This window comes from Pseudomonas sp. NPDC085632, assembly GCF_044541255.1.
Lineage (GTDB): Bacteria > Pseudomonadota > Gammaproteobacteria > Pseudomonadales > Pseudomonadaceae > Aquipseudomonas.
This window is the reverse complement of record NZ_JBITSX010000072.1, coordinates 5,117-19,633: the sequence shown is the minus strand read 5'-3', so window position 1 is coordinate 19,633 and position 14,517 is coordinate 5,117. Positions and strand designations below refer to the sequence as shown.

General features: G+C 60.7%; 12 protein-coding genes. 5 read left to right on the top strand and 7 right to left on the bottom strand.

The features are described from left to right. The first annotated feature begins 174 nt into the window (after positions 1-174). Complete coding sequence (locus tag ACIF4X_RS27820) at positions 175-1,524, top strand: MATE family efflux transporter (RefSeq protein WP_397484527.1); 1,350 nt, start codon at positions 175-177, stop codon at positions 1,522-1,524. Here ACIF4X_RS27820 and ACIF4X_RS27815 read toward each other — a convergent pair. The 7 genes from ACIF4X_RS27815 to ACIF4X_RS27785 form a co-directional block, all read right to left on the bottom strand. Further along, the gene (locus ACIF4X_RS27815) at positions 1,518-2,393 is read right to left on the bottom strand and encodes an alpha/beta hydrolase (protein WP_397484526.1); all 876 of its coding nucleotides are present in this window, start codon (positions 2,391-2,393) and stop codon (positions 1,518-1,520) included. The two genes, ACIF4X_RS27820 and ACIF4X_RS27815, sit on opposite strands and share 7 nt — an antisense overlap. A gap of 17 nt (positions 2,394-2,410) precedes the next feature. Next, the gene (locus tag ACIF4X_RS27810; RefSeq protein ID WP_397484525.1) at positions 2,411-3,205 is read right to left on the bottom strand and encodes a DUF4123 domain-containing protein; all 795 of its coding nucleotides are present in this window, start codon (positions 3,203-3,205) and stop codon (positions 2,411-2,413) included. After that, complete coding sequence (locus ACIF4X_RS27805) at positions 3,202-4,533, bottom strand: type VI secretion system Vgr family protein (protein ID WP_397484524.1); 1,332 nt, start codon at positions 4,531-4,533, stop codon at positions 3,202-3,204. Before ACIF4X_RS27805 ends, ACIF4X_RS27810 begins: the two co-directional genes overlap by 4 nt. A 233-nt stretch (positions 4,534-4,766) precedes the next feature. Further along, positions 4,767-6,680 carry an arginine decarboxylase gene (gene speA, locus ACIF4X_RS27800; RefSeq protein ID WP_034151560.1) on the bottom strand — a complete coding sequence of 638 codons (1,914 nt, stop codon included), beginning with the start codon at positions 6,678-6,680 and terminating at the stop codon, positions 4,767-4,769. 219 nt (positions 6,681-6,899) lie between these two features. After that, a complete protein-coding gene (locus tag ACIF4X_RS27795; protein ID WP_007914613.1) occupies positions 6,900-7,271 on the bottom strand; it encodes a translation initiation factor Sui1 in 372 nt (123 codons plus the stop codon). A gap of 306 nt (positions 7,272-7,577) precedes the next feature. Then, positions 7,578-8,135 carry an NUDIX hydrolase gene (locus tag ACIF4X_RS27790; RefSeq protein ID WP_397484523.1) on the bottom strand — a complete coding sequence of 186 codons (558 nt, stop codon included), beginning with the start codon at positions 8,133-8,135 and terminating at the stop codon, positions 7,578-7,580. 3 nt (positions 8,136-8,138) lie between these two features. Then, positions 8,139-9,206 (bottom strand): DUF2333 family protein, encoded by a 1,068-nt coding sequence (locus tag ACIF4X_RS27785; RefSeq protein WP_007914608.1) that lies wholly within the window; start codon positions 9,204-9,206, stop codon positions 8,139-8,141. 435 nt (positions 9,207-9,641) lie between these two features. Here ACIF4X_RS27785 and gcbA point away from each other — a divergent pair, with 435 nt between their 5' ends. The 4 genes from gcbA to accB all read left to right on the top strand — a co-directional run. After that, entirely contained in the window at positions 9,642-11,312 is a 1,671-nt protein-coding gene (gene gcbA / locus ACIF4X_RS27780; RefSeq protein WP_397484522.1) for a diguanylate cyclase GcbA, read from the top strand. A gap of 51 nt (positions 11,313-11,363) precedes the next feature. After that, the gene (locus ACIF4X_RS27775) at positions 11,364-13,310 is read left to right on the top strand and encodes a methyl-accepting chemotaxis protein (protein WP_397484521.1); all 1,947 of its coding nucleotides are present in this window, start codon (positions 11,364-11,366) and stop codon (positions 13,308-13,310) included. A gap of 248 nt (positions 13,311-13,558) precedes the next feature. Continuing rightward, entirely contained in the window at positions 13,559-14,011 is a 453-nt protein-coding gene (gene aroQ, locus ACIF4X_RS27770; RefSeq protein ID WP_397484520.1) for a type II 3-dehydroquinate dehydratase, read from the top strand. A gap of 48 nt (positions 14,012-14,059) precedes the next feature. Continuing rightward, a partial coding sequence (gene accB, locus ACIF4X_RS27765) for an acetyl-CoA carboxylase biotin carboxyl carrier protein (protein ID WP_397484519.1) occupies positions 14,060-14,517 on the top strand: 458 nt, incomplete at its 3' end.

The window sequence follows — 14,517 nt, the reverse complement described above, 5'->3', positions numbered from 1 at the left end:
TCTCCTTCGCGATGAGCAATGTGTCTATTAAAATGTGTCCACCATGTCTCCGAACACCTGTCCACCATGTCTCCGGTACATACAGGGAGAGGGCTGGGGTGAGGGGGTTGTTTCTGTCAGACACAGCAAATCCTCCATGAGTCGCTACAATGCCCGCTCCCCCAAGGAGCCCGCATGTCCACTCTGATCGCCGACTGGCGCGACCGTCCGACGCACCGCAAGGTCTGGGCACTCGCCGCGCCCATGATTCTGTCCAATATTTCCGTGCCGCTGGTGGCGCTGGTCGACAGCACCGTCATTGGCCACTTGCCCCACGCCCATCAATTGGGCGCGGTGGCGGTCGGCGCCAGTCTTTACACCTTTCTCGCCTGGGCCATGGGTTTTCTGCGCATGGGCACCACCGGTTTTGCCGCACAGGCTGCCGGGCGCAGCGACGGTGCCGCGCTGCGGCAGATTCTGTTGCAGGGTTTGCTGCTGGCGATGGGACTGGCACTCGTGCTTGGCACGTTGGGTGTGCCGCTGAGCGGCATCGCGCTGCACTTCATGCAACCGTCAGCGGAGCTGGATCAGCTCACCCGGGACTTCTTCCACACCCGCCTGTTCGGCCTGCCGGCGGCGCTGGCCAGTTATGCGCTGGTCGGCTGGTTCCTCGGCACGCAAAACGCCCGTGCGCCGCTGGCAATACTGCTGACCACCAACCTGATCAACATCGCCCTCAATCTGTGGTTCGTCATCGGCCTGGACTGGGGCGTGGTCGGTTCGGCGCGGGCCTCGGTGATCGCTGAGTGGAGCGGCGCCCTGCTCGGCCTGCTGCTGACACGCAAGGCATTGCGGGCGTATCCGGGGCACATCGTCTGGGCAGCGTTGAAGGTCTGGCAGAGCTGGCGCCCGTTGCTGGCGGTCAACCGCGATATCTTCATCCGCAGTCTGGCGTTGCAATCGGTGTTTTTCATGATCACCGTGCAAGGCGCGCGACTGGGTGATTCGACCGTGGCCGCCAACGCGCTGCTGCTCAATGGCTTACTACTGACGGCGCATGCGCTGGACGGTCTGGCCCATGCCGTCGAAGCCCTGTGCGGACACGCCATCGGCGCCCGTGATCGTCTGGCCCTGCGTCGCTCGCTGGTGGTGGCCGGCGGCTGGTCACTGATCGCCAGCCTCGGCTTTGCCACCCTGTTTCTGCTGGCCGGGCACCTGTTCATCGAGATGCAGACTGACATCCAGAGCGTGCGCGACACCGCGTTCGTCTATCTGCCTTACCTCGCCGTGCTGCCACTGATTGCGGTCTGGAGCTATTTGCTTGACGGGCTGTTCATCGGCGCCACCCGCGCGCGAGAAATGCGCAACGGCATGCTGATCACCGTGGTGCTGTTAATGCCGTTCGCCTGGGCGTTGCAAGGTCTTGGCAATCACGGGCTGTGGATATCTTTTCTGCTGTTCATGGTGTTGCGCAGCCTGACCCTCGGCGCACAAGCCTGGTGGCTCAAGCGCAACGATGGCTGGTTCAGCGGCGGCGTTCACTGAGATGGCGTGTGGGCGATAAACCCGACCACCTGATCGAGCACCGGCGCCAGGCGCCGCAACGGTCGCGACAGACTGGCGACCAAGGTTATGTGACTGGGACGCGAGTAATACAGGTCCTGCACCGGCACGCCGGCCGCGCGCAGCTTGCTCGCAAGGCCGCCGGTGTTGCGGGTCGGGTTGACCAGATCATCTTTGCTTACCGCAATCAGCAGCGCGGGTGGTGCGCCGTGACTGACATGATTGATCGGCTGCGATTGTGGCGGTGAGTCCGGCCAGAAGAACACCGGGCGCACCTCAGGGTTCTTGATCGGCAGAAAATCATAAGGCCCGGCCAGACCGATCCAGCCCTGCAAATCTCTGGGCGACATGTCCACCGCCGCAAGCCATTCGCCATCCAGCGCGAGCATCGCCGCGTTATATCCGCCGGAGCTGTGCCCCATCAAATACAAGCGCTGCGGGTTGCCGGAAAACTCGCGAATATGCGTTTTGGTCCACGCTACCGCCCGCGCGCCGTCCTGCAAAAACAGTGGATAACGCACCTGCGGATACACGCGGTAATCCGCCACGACCGTGACTATCCCCCGGGACGCCAGCGCTTCACCGACAAAGCTGTAGTCGACGCGCGAACCGCTGTTCCAGCTGCCGCCGTAGAAAAACACCACGACCGGCGCGCCCGGCATCGGCTGATGTGGCACATACACATCGAGTTTCTGCCGAGGATCGTCGCCATACGCTATGCCCACGGTTTTTTCATACGTGCTGTCCGGGGTCAGCGCATTGAGCAACTGCACCGGCGAACAACCGCTCAGCACCAGCAGCAATACACCGCCGATCATTGCGCCGAAGCCTTGTCGAAATAAACCTGCCATACGCGCCGAACCTCGCTTCAGGACTGATCGCCGCGCCACTGGCGTCGTACATGGTCAAGCCGCTGCTGTTGGGTCAAACCCACCGGCGGTGGCACCAGCACGGCACGCGGATGCAGCAAGCGTAGCCATAACCAGCCATCGAGCACGGTGCGGTCGCTGAATCCCAGCGCCAGGCCCTGTTGAACATGGGAGGACATCGTCGCGTAATCGGTTCCCAGTGATTGGCACCAGCGCCAGATATGCTGCTCCAGCAAGCAGGTTTGCAAGCGTTCGCGCTGGCGCCGGGTCAGGCTTTCTTCGATGCTCAGCGGTTCGACGGCGAGCCCCGGATTGCGCAACTGCTGCCAGCCCTGGCTGCCAATCGCGCGGTCGGCCCAGGTGCCGCCGAACCAGCGCAACTGACGGATCGGCCCGAGCCAGCGGCTCAGTTCAGAGGCGTCGCAAGCGTCGAAAAAATAGCTCGCGGTCTGCCGGTTGTAATAGCTGAGCAACGCCCGATGACTCAATCCGAACGACACGGTGAGCATGCGCTGCAAGTGCCTCAGCAACTGTTGCGCGGAGACCTCACTGCCCAGCAACAGTCCGCGCCAGGTGTTCGGATCGCGGTGACACAACGCGGCCAATGCCGGGCAATCACGCAACTCGATCAACACCGGGCCATGCTTGCTGACCGGTTCAAATTCGGTGCCATCGAACAGTTTGAAGCACCGCACATCGGCAAAGGCCTGGCGCAATACCAGCAAGGCCTGCGGTGCATCCGGGCCATCGAGCAACAGCCACTGCGCCATGGGCTCAAGCGCCGCGCCACTCATGTTGCGCCGCTCTGTTCAAGGGCAGTGACCAGTCGACAACTGCACACCGGCTCTGCGCAGTGACTGAAACTGCCGCCGCCGGGGATCAGGCACAACAGCAGCAACGGCTCGCCGGACGCCAGCAGTTGCTGCAGACCTTCACTCACCAGACTGTCGGGCAGTGGCGGGGCATCGTCGGTGTCGGGGACGGCAAGTGGCCGTTGCAGGACACCGCTGATCATCGGCTGATCCGGATCGCCCTCGAAAAAGCTCACCACCACCTCGACGCCATCGCTCAGCGCCGCCATGGGCGTTTGCGCCAGGGATGGCGCGAGCGGTAGCCAGCAGTGACTCGGCGCGGCGCCTTCGCCTTGATAGAGCCAATCGAATTGCACCGCCACCGGGCGCAGGCAATCAGGCTGCGGTTCGTCCACCGTCACCACCCACGCCCGTTGCAGGCTGTGCATGCGCGAGGGGGCTGTGGCTGATGCACACGGCACCTGCAGCGCACCAAACAAGCGGTTGGCATAAGGACGTTCGAGGGAGGGATCGGCGCGATGTTCAATGCGTGTGAGCAACCAGGGGCGATTGCATTCGGCGAAAGGATGACCGGCCAATCGCAGCCAATGACCGCTGCGCAACGCCGCCAGCTCACTTTGACCTTCGGCCTGTTGCAGGCCCGATGAGTCGGCCTGCACCGCCCCTTGCAACTGCCATTGGTGCAAGGTACGAGAAGCGTCATGCCCATCGTCCTCGCCCTGATACCGCGCGGCTCCGGCCAGGGGCAACTGCGCCGGATCATCGGCAAAAACCAGACAATGCCGATCACGGTCGTGCTCAAAGTAATAGTGAATCCGCGCCTGCGCACACAAGCGCTGGAGCAGTTGCAGATCGGACTCGCGGTATTGGGTGCAGAACGTCCGGGGCGCGTACTCCCTGCGTAACTCGAAGCGGCGCTGGGCACCGACGATCCCGTGCTCTCTGAGCACCTGTTCGATGATCTGCGGCACCGAACGGCCACTGAAGATTCGTTGGCTGAAGCGCAGCGCGAGGCAACCCAGTTTCGGCCCCAGACGGATCCGGCTCAACCGCAAACCTTGTCCATGCTCATGCTGGACAAGGCTCTGCAATTGCCCGTGCACACCCTCCCCCGACGGCCCGAAACAGAGGAACGCCGAACGGTAAAGCAGACCGGCGAGATCCAGATGCGGATCGTCGATCAACACATCGATCTCGAACGCAAAGGATTCGCTGAGGGCTTCGCTACCGGTAAAGGCCAGGACTTCGAAGGGGTCGGACAGGCCCGCTACATCGAGACGAAACGACGACTCGTTGACTGGTTCGAACATGGGCGGATCTCTACAGGAGGGGCGGTCGGGGATTCTCGCCGAGAGCCATGGCCGAGTAGAGAGCTGAAGTACAACTTAGGAAATGACCTACGCGAAAAGCAGACCGGATGACTTTGCTGGCCGGGAATGCCAGGCATTTCGCGAAGATTTTGGGAGAAATCCCACCGGGTCATGCGAATTTTCCACCACTTTCGGAAAAAATTCGGACAACCCGGCGAGACCGCTACCTGGCCTCAGGAGGACAGGTAGGAGGAACGGGTCAGGCCCAGACGCAAGGCATCGAGGAATTGCGTGCGCTCGCTGGCACTGATGCGTGCACTGGCGCACTTGTCGCGGTAGTGGGTCATCAGTTCTTCCGGCGACAAGTGCACGTAACGCAGCATGTCTTCAATGGTGTCGTGGGTCTCGATGCCGGCGTGGTACACGCTGCCATCGGCGTTCTGGTAGATATTCACCGAGTCGGTGTCACCGAACAGGTTGTGCATGTCGCCAAGGATTTCCTGATAGGCGCCGACCAGGAACACGCCCAGCAGGTAGTCTTCGCCTTCATTCAAACCGTGTACCGGCAGGCTGGTTTCGATGCTCTGCTCGTCGACATACTGGTTGATCTTGCCGTCGGAGTCGCAGGTCAGATCCTGCAGCACCGCGCGACGCAGCGGCTCTTCGTCGAGACGGTGCAGCGGGATGATCGGCAGGACCTGATCGATCGCCCAGGTGTCCGGCAGGCTCTGGAATACCGAGAAGTTGCAGATGTACTTGTCGGCGAGCTTGTCGTTGAGCTCGTCGAGCACCTGACGGTGCGAACGCTGACGCGCTTTCAGCGAGTTGTGCAGGCGACGGCACACCGCGAAGTAGCACTGTTCGGCCAGGGCTTTCTCGGCCAGGGTCAGTTTGCCGTCGGCGTACTGCGCAGCCACATCGCTCATGTAGTGAGTGGCGCGCCAGTAGGTCTCGGTGACCATTTCGATGTCGGTCGGGCCGAGCAGATCAACCAGCCACTGCACGGTTTCCGGCAGCGATTCCTTGTTTTCGATCTGCGGGATTTCGTCGTTGTGTTTCTCGACGTCGGTCACCTGCACCACCAGCATGGCGTGGTGCGCCGTCAGCGAACGGCCGCTCTCGGAGAAGATGTGCGGGTGCGGCAAGGCCTGCGCGTCGCAGAACTCCTTGAGCATGCCGACCACGACACCGGCGTAATCATCCATGTCGTAGTTGATCGAGCTGGCGTTGCGCGAGTGCGTGCCGTCGTAGTCGACACCCAGGCCCCCACCGACGTCGATGTGGTCGACCGGCAGACCGAGATTGCGCAGCTCACCGTAGTAACGGATCGCTTCTTTAAAACCATGCTGATAGTCAGCGAGGTTGGCAATCTGCGAACCCATGTGGAAGTGCAGCAGACGAATGCCTTGATCCAGGCCGGCGGCGCGGAAGCGCTCGACCACCGACAGCAGTTGCGCCGCCGACAGACCGAACTTGGATTTCTCGCCACCGGTGTCCGCCCACTTCGACGACGCCAGCGACGACAGGCGCACGCGCAGGCCAACCTGTGGCTTGACCTTCAGCGAGGCGGCTTCTTCGATCACCAGACCGACTTCGGATTCTTTCTCGATCACGATGAAGACGTTGTGACCCAGCTTCTGACCCATCAGCGCCAGACGGATGAACTCGCGGTCCTTGTAACCATTGCAGACGATGGTACCGCCCTTCGGCGCCAGTGCCAGCACGGCCAGCAGCTCAGGCTTGGAGCCGGCTTCCAGGCCGATGGAGACGTCCTGGGTGGCAATGATGTTCTCGATCACCGCTTCTTGCTGGTTAACCTTGATCGGGTACAGCGCGGTGTACTTGCTCTGGTATTCCAGACGCTCGATGTTGGCATCGAAGGCGCCGGTCAACTGGCGAACACGGTCTTGCAGGATGTCGGGAAAACGAACCAGCAACGGCAAGGACAAACCGCTTTTGCGCAGTTGGTCGACTTGCTCGAACAGGTCGATAGGCGAGCTGCTCGGGCCGTTCGGACGAACTTCGACGCGACCGGCGTCATTGATCGCGAAATACCCGGCCCCCCAATGGCGAATCCCGTAAACACTGCGGCTGTCCGCAACTGTCCATTGGCTGCCATCGTCTTTGCGTGTGCGTCGTACGGACATCGAAGTCCCCTATAAAGAAGTCATAGTGCGTCGCCTGATCGCAGGCCGGCGCAGTCTAAAGAATGAAAATGACGGTTCGTCAATGCGGCGGTAGACCTCACTGACTGCGTGGAGTTTAGAAACCGGTCATGAACAGGCTCTGTGAAAACCATGGAGACGACGCCGGATCTGCCGTGTTTCAGCGCCGGATCAAGCCGCAGGTGGTTTTCACAGAGGCTGCTAGCCGCCGGATTTCTTCGCTTTGAAACCGTGCTTGATCAGCTCAGCCAAGAGTAGCTCGACATGATCGCCCTGGATTTCGATGATGCCGTCTTTCAACGCACCGCCGGTGCCGCAACGTTTTTTCAACGTTGTCGCCAACTCTTTGAGCGCGTCTTCGGCCAGCGGCACACCGGTGATGGTGGTCACCGTCTTGCCGCCACGGCCCTTGCTTTCGCGTCGCACGCGGGCAATGCCGTCGCCGGCCGGGATCACGGTTTGTTTGCAGATACAGGCGTCCACCGGTTTACTGCATTCCGGGCAATGACGACCTGCGTCGGTGGAAAATACCAGGCCACCTAAGGCGGCGAAGGATGCGGCTTTTTTGGCCACCGGCAATCCTCTTGGGAGGACAAAGACTGATCGCGACCTTGGGCAAGGTCAGCGACCGCGAAGCCCCACTCAGGCAGGGGCAGCGCTACTGCACCGGAATTTGGCGACGAGACTGCTGACCTGTAGGAGCTGCCGAAGGCTGCGATCTTTTGATCCTGCTCTTGAAAAACAAGATCAAAAGATCGCAGCCTTCGGCAGCTCCTACAGTGGGTCAGCAGGCCAACCTCAAACTATTCGGTGCAGCTTGAAAAGGTCGCGCAGTGTAACGGCAAAAAAGCGACTTGCTAAGTGCCAATCGGCGCCAATTTATGTGTTCTTTGCGACGTCGCTTTGCTGCGCCTGCAGATAGCGCTTCAATGCGGCCAGAGAGTCCGGGCAATAAGGCTTCTGTTCGATTTCCTGCATGACCTGCGTGACCGGAATAAAGCGTGCCTCGAGGACTTCTTCAGGCTGCAGTTTCAGCGGGCCGTCCCACACCGCGGAAAACGCCGAACACCACAGACGGTTGCCGGTGTCTTCGAAGTAGAAATGGTCATGGGCCGTCAGCTCGACACCGCTGACGCCCAGTTCTTCTTCCAGCTCACGGGCCGCCGACTCGGCGTAGGTCTCGTCCGCTTGCACCATGCCGCCCGCTGCGACGTCCCAGAAACCGGGATAAATCGCCTTGCTCAACGTACGCCGGTGAACACAAAGCTCACCGGCGGAATTGAACAACATGATGTAAGTGCCACGACCGATCAGCCCGCGCTCACGCAAATCGGCACGCACCAGCGCACCGAGCAGGTTGTCCTGCTCGTCAACCCAGGCAATCTGTTCAGCATCCGAGGCTGCGCGATGCGCCGCCTCTTTGGCGTTTTGGCTCATGAATCAGCCCTGATTGAGCAATTGACGCAAATCGATCACCGCGGCGTTGGCCCGGGAAATATAGTTGGCCATGACCAGCGAGTGGTTGGCGAGGACGCCGAAGCCGCTTCCGTTAAGAATCATAGGACTCCAGACCGGTTCCTGCGAGGCTTCCAGCTCACGAATGATCTGACGCACGCTAACCGTGGCATTCTTCTTCGCCAGCACATCGGCGAAGTCGACTTCGATCGCGCGCAACAGGTGCGACAGCGCCCAGGCCTGACCGCGCGCTTCGTAGAACACGTTGTCGATCTGCATCCACGGGGTCTCGACGACTTCTTCGTCAACCTGCGGCACTTCGCCGATCGCCGGCACTTCGGTCTTCAGCGCGGTGTTGAGTTTGACCCGGCCAACGCTGGCCGACAGGCGTTGCGACAGCGAACCGAGACGGGTGCCGACATCGCCCAGCCAGTTGTTCAGGTTGTCGGCGCGGGCATAGAACAGCGCGTTTTTCTGGGTTGGATCAGACAGGCGAGCCTGATAGCGGCTCAGGGAGTTGATGCCCTCCTGATACTCCGACTCACTGGACGGCAGGATCCAGCTCTTGTTATCGAAGTTGAAACGCGGCTCCGCCTTGGCCAGATCAGCATCTTCCGCCGACTGCGATTGCGAACGGGCAAAGTCTTTACGCAGAGCCCGGGTCAGGTCACGCACCTGAACCAGCACGCCGTATTCCCAGCTCGGCGTGTTGTCCATCCACAGGCCTGGCGGAAAACGGTCATTGGAAATATAGCCGCCCGGCTTGTTGAGCAAGGTGCCGGCAACGGTCTTCAGGGTTTCGACGGTGGTGTAGCCGATCACCATCTGCTTGCCTTCTTTCTCGGCCGCCACTTGCGCATTTTGTGCGACCGGAAACAGCGCCGGCTCCTGGCTCCAGTACCAGCCCAGGCCAATGGTCACCAGCAGATAGAGGCCGATCAGCGTGGCCAAAGCTCGGCTGAACAGCACTCCACCGACATAGCTGCGGGCGGCCGACTTGGGCTCGGCGGCACGTTCGGGCGCGCTGCCCGCGCGGTTTTTCCAGTCCAGCATGGCGATATCCTTTCAATCACTTGGGTTCAACGGTTCGACCACAACCATACAACAACGTGCCAAGGCCGGGCACCCGCGCGTAACGATAAGCCGCAAATCATGTGGGCGAATGACGCTTCGACGCCGACTAAGGGAATCCCCGATGCCCGCGCCTCAGCCAATCGAATTGCAGGGTATTGAAAACCCTCGCAAAGCTCATTCATCGCACGGCTGAAAGTACGACTGACAGCTCATCCAGATCGCCCTGATCAATCAGGGAGTGCCCGTACCACGGGGGCTTTAACGACGAAAAGGTCGAAATCAAAACCCATCGGTCAGAAACTGAATGGTGACGCACTGCAGATTATTGACGTACGACACTCGTCTAAGGGAAAAGAGGTGCTAGCATAGAGCCACCAGTCGATCTCAGCATGCAGCCTAACTAGTAGTCAGGATATGACCGAGCCAGAAGACCCCAGCCGTGAGCGTCTCAAGCACCACTTTGCCCAGCGGGTAATTCATCAGGCACGTCAGATTCTTGAGATATGGCAGCGCCTGCAACGCAGTGAGTGGTCCACTGTCGACCTCGCCGAACTGAGCGAGGCCAACCTGCGCCTGCTGCGTTTTGCCGAGCGTTTCGAACAGCCGGAACACACTCAACTCGCGCGCCACATCAGCCAGTCGCTGGAAGCGGTGGACGCCAACCGCGGCCGCCTGAGCAGTGGCCTGATCACCGACCTCAATCGCTTGATGCAGCGCTTGTCGCGTACCGGCCTGCGCCATGGCGACCAACTCGACCAGACTTTTTTGCCGCCGCTGCGCAAACCGATCTACGTGATGCTGCAGGATCATGACCGTGCCGAGCGGCTGGCCAAGCAACTGGAATTTTTTGGCCTCACCGCCCAGGCGCTGGACAGTGTTTCGGCCTTTCGCTCATCGATGGTCGAGCGTCTGCCAGCAGCAATCGTCATGGACGTGGACTTCAGCGGCCCCGGCATCGGCCTGAAGCTCGCCGCCGAAGCCCAGGTCGGGCTGGAAGAGCCGCTACCGCTGCTGTTCTTCAGCCTGCACGAAACCGACACGCCGACGCGCCTCGCCGCCGTGCGTGCCGGTGGCCAGGAATTCCTCACCGGCACCCTCGAAGCCTCGAGCCTGCTGGAGAAGATCGAAGTCCTCACCTGCGTCGCCCAGTACGAACCTTATAAAGTGTTGATCATCGACGACTCGCGCGCGCAGGCCCTGCACACCGAGCGCCTGCTCAACAGTGCCGGGATCGTCACGCGCACGTTGATCGAACCGATTCAGGCGATGGCCGAACTGGCGGATTTCCAGCCGGACCTGATCATCCTCGACATGTACATGCCGGCCTGCACCGGCACCGAGCTGGCCAAAGTCATTCGCCACAACGATCGCTACGTCAGCGTGCCGATCATTTATCTGTCGGCCGAGGACGATCTGGACAAGCAGCTCGACGCGATGAGCGAGGGCGGCGATGACTTCCTGACCAAACCGATCAAGCCGCGTCACCTGATTACCACCGTGCGCAACCGCGCCGCCCGTGCGCGTAATCTGAAAGCACGGATGGTCCGCGACAGCCTCACCGGTTTGTACAACCACACGCATATTCTGCAATTGCTCGAGGACTGCTCGTTCCGCGCCCGCCGCGAGAACAAGCCGCTGAGCTTCGCGATGCTCGACATCGACCACTTCAAACGGGTCAACGACAGCCACGGCCACCCGATGGGCGACCGGGTGATCAAAAGCCTCGCACTGTTTCTCAAGCAGCGTTTGCGCAAGACCGATTTCATCGGCCGTTACGGCGGCGAGGAGTTCGCCATCGTCATGCCCGACACCGATATAGAAGCCGCACACAAAGTGCTCGACGAAATCCGCCAGCGCTTCGCCGAAATCCATTACCCGGCGCAGCCGCAGGATTTGTGGTGCACCTTCAGCGCCGGCGTGGTGGAGATGCATGACGACTGCGACAGCCTGATGATGGCCAGTCAGGCCGACGAAGCGCTGTACCGCGCCAAGGGCGCCGGACGCAATCGCGTGCAGACTGCGCGCGACTCAAAGCAAAGTGCCACTTTTTCATCGAATTCCACTGATTCGGTCATAACCCTGTAACAGAACCGCAATAAATTCAGGCGCTTACCATTTCTGCCGTTGGTAGCCGTCATGCGCCTGAAGTTGCTCACCAATCTCAATACGCTGCTGCTGGTCGCCGTGTGCCTCGCACTCGGCGCCACGCTGTGGTGGTCGCAAAAAGCCCTCGAACGACCGTATCTGTTGATGGAGCGCTATCTGGGCCTGTCGCAGCAATTTCAGAACGAGGTTGCACGCAACGTCGAGGATTACCTCGGCAGTGGCGATGCCCTGCGCCTGAGCAGCGCCGGCCAGGCCATCGATAGCCTGCGCAAAGAACTCGATGAATTGCCGCCGGCGCTGGCTGAAACGCTGCGGCCAAGCCTGTCGGGCCTGGATGAGTTCAGCAAGACCGATCTGCTCGCGGCCGGCAAACTGGCCGGTGATCCGCAGGCCTTGCTGTTGCAGGCCGAGCGCGAATTGAGCGCAAGTCTTGATCAGCTCAGCACTTATGCCAACGGTAACGCGGTTTATCTGGCGCCGCTGCTCGCCGCATCGCAGCATTTGGGCAAACTGTCGCTGGCACGGGACAAATTGGTCAGCAGCGGGCGCAGCGAACTGGCGGCCGATGTTGAGCGCGAGGTCACCCACATCCGCTCGCAGGCTCAAGCGATTGATGCCCTGCCCCTGCTCGGCGTCGTGACCAAAAGCGAATCGGGCAGCGACGATTTCGCGGCGATGATGGGCATCGAGAACACCGAAAAAGCCGTTGCTGAAGACGCCGGCGTCGGCCTCAAGCGTGAACTCAACAGCTTGCTCGGACGTTATCCGGCGGAGCTTGAGCGCACCCGCGATCAGATTCAGAAACGCACTGACCTCAGCGCCGCCACCCACCAGAAAATCGCCGCGGTGCAGCAAGCTATTGCTGGACTGGAGCCGGTGGTTCGCGCCCAACACGGGCAAATTCAAGGCGAAGTGCGCTTGATGCAAGGTGTGATGATCGGCTTGATTCTGCTGATTGCGTTGCTGATCGACACCTTGCAGCGGCGGCTGGCCCGTACGCTGACCAATCTCGCTCCGGCATTGTCGACCTGGGCCGAAGGCGATTTCAGCCGCGATATTCACTTGGGCAAGACCAACCGCGAACTGCACGACATTGAAGCCTCGCTCAACCGCTTGCGCGCCTATCTGGTGGATCTGGTCGGGACGATTCGTGGCAACGCCGAACAAGTCGCGGGCAGCAGCCGCACCCTTGCCGAACTGAGTAATGACCTGCACAGCGGTGCCGAGCACCAGGCCGGTGACACCGCGTTGATCCGCGATTCCCTCGGCGAACTCGAAGCGACAATCCAACAGGTTGCCGGCGATGCGCAGCAGGCGGCGGATGCCAGCCGTCATGCCGGACTGGCCGTCGAGCATGGCCAGACCGTTATTGGCCAAAGCCTGACTGGCCTGCACGCGCTGGTTGGTGAGGTTCAGGGCAACGCGCAAATGATCGAGCATCTGGCCGAGGAGTCAGCGACCATCGGCGGCGTGCTGACGGTGATTCGCTCGATTGCCGACCAGACCAATCTGCTGGCACTCAACGCGGCGATTGAAGCGGCGCGTGCCGGGGAAATGGGTCGTGGTTTTGCCGTGGTGGCCGAGGAAGTGCGCTCACTGGCACAACGCACCGCTGGCGCGACCGCCGAGATTCAGGCGCTGATTGCCGGCCTGCAAACCGCCGCCCGGCAATCGGTGGAAGGCATGCGTGCGCAGGTCGAGCACGCCGAAGCCACGGCCAATCAGGCGCAAGCGGCGGACGGTGCGCTGGATAAAATTGTCGGTGCGATCCAGACCATTTCCGACACGGCGATCCGCATTGCCGACGTGACGGCGCAGCAAAGTGGCGCCGTCAGCGAGATTCGCGATCACAGTGAGCGGATTCATCAGTTGGGTGGGGATAATCTGGTGCGGATCGGTCGTGGGCGTGAGCAGGGGGAGAATTTGCTGGTATTGGGCGGGCAACTGCATACAGCCGTTCAGGCCTTTCGCGTCTAACGAAAATCCCTGTAGGAGCTGCCGAAGGCTGCGATCTTTTGATCTTGCTTCTAAAAATCAACAGATCGCAGCCTTCGGCAGCTCCTACAGGGATTACCGCAAATGACCGAATCTAATCACTCGGTCACATATTTTGCGCAAACATCGGCCATCGTGCTGGCTATTGCATAGAACTGGACAGTCACAAAGTCTTTGCGGCATAGTCGCCGGGTTCTGACGAACGCTCATTGATAACAAGGACTACGCAGATGGCAACCCTACTGGTGCTGCACGGCCCCAACCTGAACCTGCTCGGCACCCGCGAACCCAGTACTTACGGTTCGACGACCCTGGCGCAGATCAATCAGGATCTGGAGCGCCGCGCCCGTGAAGCCGGCCATCATCTGCTGTATCTGCAAAGCAATGCCGAGTACGAATTGATCGACCGGATCCACGCCGCGCGCGGCGAAGGCGTCGATTTCATTCTGATCAATCCAGCAGCTTTTACGCACACAAGTGTCGCATTACGTGACGCGTTGCTGGGAGTGAGCATCCCATTCATCGAAGTGCATTTGTCCAACGTGCACAAACGCGAACCTTTCCGCCATCACTCTTACTTCTCCGACGTAGCGGTGGGAGTGATCTGCGGCCTTGGCGCCAGCGGTTACCGACTGGCCCTGGAGGCTGCACTAGAACAGCTTGAAACACAGGCAACGACTTGAACTACAAGCGTTAAGCGCCCCTGACCGACCCTTGGGAGTTGATGATTCATGGATATCCGTAAAGTTAAGAAACTGATCGAATTGCTGGAAGAGTCCGGCATCGACGAGCTCGAGATCAAGGAAGGCGAAGAGTCCGTACGCATCAGCCGTCACAGCAAGACCCCGGCTCAGCAGTACTACGCGCCGGCTCCGATGCAAGCACCGGCTGCCGCACCTGTTGCAGCTGCTCCAGTAGCTGCCGCTCCGGTTGCCGCTGCTGCGCCAGCGCTGAACGGCACCGTTGCCCGTTCGCCGATGGTCGGCACCTTCTACCGTAAATCTTCGCCAGCCTCGCCAGCCTTCGTTGAAGTCGGCCAGACCGTGAAGAAAGGCGACACTCTGTGCATCGTCGAAGCCATGAAGATGATGAACCACATCGAAGCTGAAACCAGCGGTGTGATCGAGTCCATCCTCGTCGACGACGGCCAGCCGGTGGAGGGCGACCAACCGCTGTACACCATCGGTGG

What these genes read in the sequence shown, in the direction of transcription:
- ACIF4X_RS27820 (WP_397484527.1), top strand. Translation starts at nt 175, where the DNA reads ATGTCCACTCTGATCGCCGACTGGCGCGACCGTCCGACGCACCGCAAG.
- ACIF4X_RS27815 (WP_397484526.1), bottom strand. Translation starts at nt 2,393, where the DNA reads ATGGCAGGTTTATTTCGACAAGGCTTCGGCGCAATGATCGGCGGTGTA.
- ACIF4X_RS27810 (WP_397484525.1), bottom strand. Translation starts at nt 3,205, where the DNA reads ATGAGTGGCGCGGCGCTTGAGCCCATGGCGCAGTGGCTGTTGCTCGAT.
- ACIF4X_RS27805 (WP_397484524.1), bottom strand. Translation starts at nt 4,533, where the DNA reads ATGTTCGAACCAGTCAACGAGTCGTCGTTTCGTCTCGATGTAGCGGGC.
- speA (WP_034151560.1), bottom strand. Translation starts at nt 6,680, where the DNA reads ATGTCCGTACGACGCACACGCAAAGACGATGGCAGCCAATGGACAGTT.
- ACIF4X_RS27790 (WP_397484523.1), bottom strand. Translation starts at nt 8,135, where the DNA reads ATGAGCCAAAACGCCAAAGAGGCGGCGCATCGCGCAGCCTCGGATGCT.
- ACIF4X_RS27785 (WP_007914608.1), bottom strand. Translation starts at nt 9,206, where the DNA reads ATGCTGGACTGGAAAAACCGCGCGGGCAGCGCGCCCGAACGTGCCGCC.
- gcbA (WP_397484522.1), top strand. Translation starts at nt 9,642, where the DNA reads ATGACCGAGCCAGAAGACCCCAGCCGTGAGCGTCTCAAGCACCACTTT.
- ACIF4X_RS27775 (WP_397484521.1), top strand. Translation starts at nt 11,364, where the DNA reads ATGCGCCTGAAGTTGCTCACCAATCTCAATACGCTGCTGCTGGTCGCC.
- aroQ (WP_397484520.1), top strand. Translation starts at nt 13,559, where the DNA reads ATGGCAACCCTACTGGTGCTGCACGGCCCCAACCTGAACCTGCTCGGC.